The sequence below is a fragment of the Blautia sp. 1001283B150304_161114_C9 genome (assembly GCF_015668165.1).
GTDB classification, from domain to species: domain Bacteria; phylum Bacillota; class Clostridia; order Lachnospirales; family Lachnospiraceae; genus Blautia_A; species Blautia_A wexlerae.
Genome location: NZ_JADPGO010000083.1, coordinates 1 through 1,756, shown reverse-complemented (window position 1 = coordinate 1,756; position 1,756 = coordinate 1). Strand labels below are relative to the sequence as shown.

Sequence of the window (1,756 nt, the reverse complement as noted above, 5' to 3'; positions counted from 1 at the left end):
CCCAAATACTGATACACTTAGGCTTTTATCAAAAGAATTTGATGTTTCAATTAATACGCTTTTGGGAGAACCAAGAAGGCTGATCTGTCAGTGCTGTGGAATGCCAATTGATGATGATTCTATCTTGGGACGTGATAAAGATGGTACATTAAATGAGGAGTATTGTAAATGGTGCTATGCAGATGGAACATACACATATAATGATATGGATGAATTGATTGATGTGTGTGTAAAGAATATGGTAAATGAAAACTTTACAGAAGAACAGGCACGCTCTTATTTGAAGGAAATGCTTCCAAAATTGGATTACTGGAAAAGGTATGATGAGCTTAGTGACAATGGGCAGTTTGAAGAGTTTAAAATGCAATTGATAAATGAAATAAATAATCTGCATATCGACGGACTTCCAAGAGTAGACAAGCTAAATGCACTTGTGGGGAAATATGTGAATCTGGAATATACTCTGCCTAATGGACAAAAAGTAAAATTCCTTGATGATCAGAAAACCTATCTGGGGGACCAACTGGAGTCTGAATTTGGAGGAGATAGGTGCTTTGGTATTTTGGCAAGTATGGATTTTATTCTGGCATGTACATATGAGAAGGATGGTGAAAATCCAGAACTGTTGATTTATAAAAAGAGATAATATAAGATAATATATGCAAAAAGAAAATGCTTGATATTAATTTTGAAAGAATGCCGTAAATACGCGCTTTTCCGGGCATATTGGCAGGAGTCTGTGACAATCTTGTGACAAATGCGGGAAAAATATGAATTTACAGTGTGAGAAAGCAGTAGAAAAGATATGGTGGTTCGGTTATAATAAAGAAAAAAGTATCGAAGCAGGAAAGGAGAAAACATTATGCCGGTAACAATAAAAATATTGTTGGATCAGTATACCGAAATATTACGGAAGATATATGGAAGTCATTTAAAGACAGTAATTTTATATGGATCCTATGCAAGGGGAGATTATAAGGCAGATTCTGATATAGATATAATGATTCTCCTGGACTTGTCAGACATAGATATTAAACAGTATCGCCATGAATTGTCAGGAGAAACTTTTGATTTCAATATGGATCATGACCTTGATATTAAACCGATAGCAAAAAGCCAACAGCATTTCCAGAACTGGGTTGATGTATACCCATTTTATGCGAATGTAAAGAAGGAAGGAGTGAAACTGTTTGATGCAGTCTAATGAAAAGGGAACGCAGAAAGATTTGGTACTGTATCGTATTGAAACCTCTAAAAGTGATATTAAGGCATCCGAAATCCTTTTGACAGCTAAAGAATTCCGTGGAGCAAATAACCGGGCATATTATGGGATTTACCATGCAATATCAGCTGTGCTTGCTGTATATGAGTGCCATAAAAAATACTCCTTTTCGATAAGAATTGTCATATCTGAATTCTTACCAAAAAGGAGTTATTTTTTACCAAAAACACAAACTATTTTACACTACCCAAACATGATATCATCCTGCATACCTAACTTCCATAAATTGTCTTTCGTTATCAGAAATCGGTGGATTTTCCAGCGCTTTAATCCAGTAGATTTCTCCATCGCATTCTAACTGAATATACATCTTTCCGCTTATGAGTGCACATTTAATGATTTTTGTTAATGATCCGGTTTTCAGTGTCGTGTTCACCGCAGTAGCATCTGGTCTGGTATATGCCGGAAGATCACTGTTTACTGTGAAATATCGGCTGCTTCCGTCTGCGGAATATATTTCTTTATAGGAGCCAT

Annotated in this window: 3 protein-coding genes; 2 read left to right on the top strand and 1 reads right to left on the bottom strand. The window is 35.8% G+C overall.

Annotation, left to right across the window (positions count from 1 at the left end; translation table 11 throughout):
• Together I4V44_RS17345 and I4V44_RS17340 are read left to right on the top strand one after the other, a co-directional pair.
• Window positions 1-646, top strand: a 646-nt coding sequence (locus tag I4V44_RS17345) for a zinc ribbon domain-containing protein (protein WP_196003016.1), incomplete at its 5' end; no start/stop codon positions are given.
• A 216-nt stretch (window positions 647-862) separates the two neighbouring features.
• On the top strand, window positions 863-1,204 hold the full coding sequence (locus I4V44_RS17340) for a nucleotidyltransferase domain-containing protein (RefSeq protein ID WP_118571132.1): 342 nt from the start codon (window positions 863-865) through the stop codon (window positions 1,202-1,204).
• Window positions 1,205-1,481: 277 nt separating this feature from the next.
• Here the strand turns inward: I4V44_RS17340 and I4V44_RS17335 are convergent.
• Window positions 1,482-1,756, bottom strand: a 275-nt coding sequence (locus tag I4V44_RS17335; protein WP_330610683.1) for a hypothetical protein, incomplete at its 5' end; no start/stop codon positions are given.

Bases quoted from the DNA above. Each gene is read 5' to 3' on its own strand.
- I4V44_RS17340 (WP_118571132.1), top strand. From the start codon at position 863: ATGCCGGTAACAATAAAAATATTGTTGGATCAGTATACCGAAATATTA.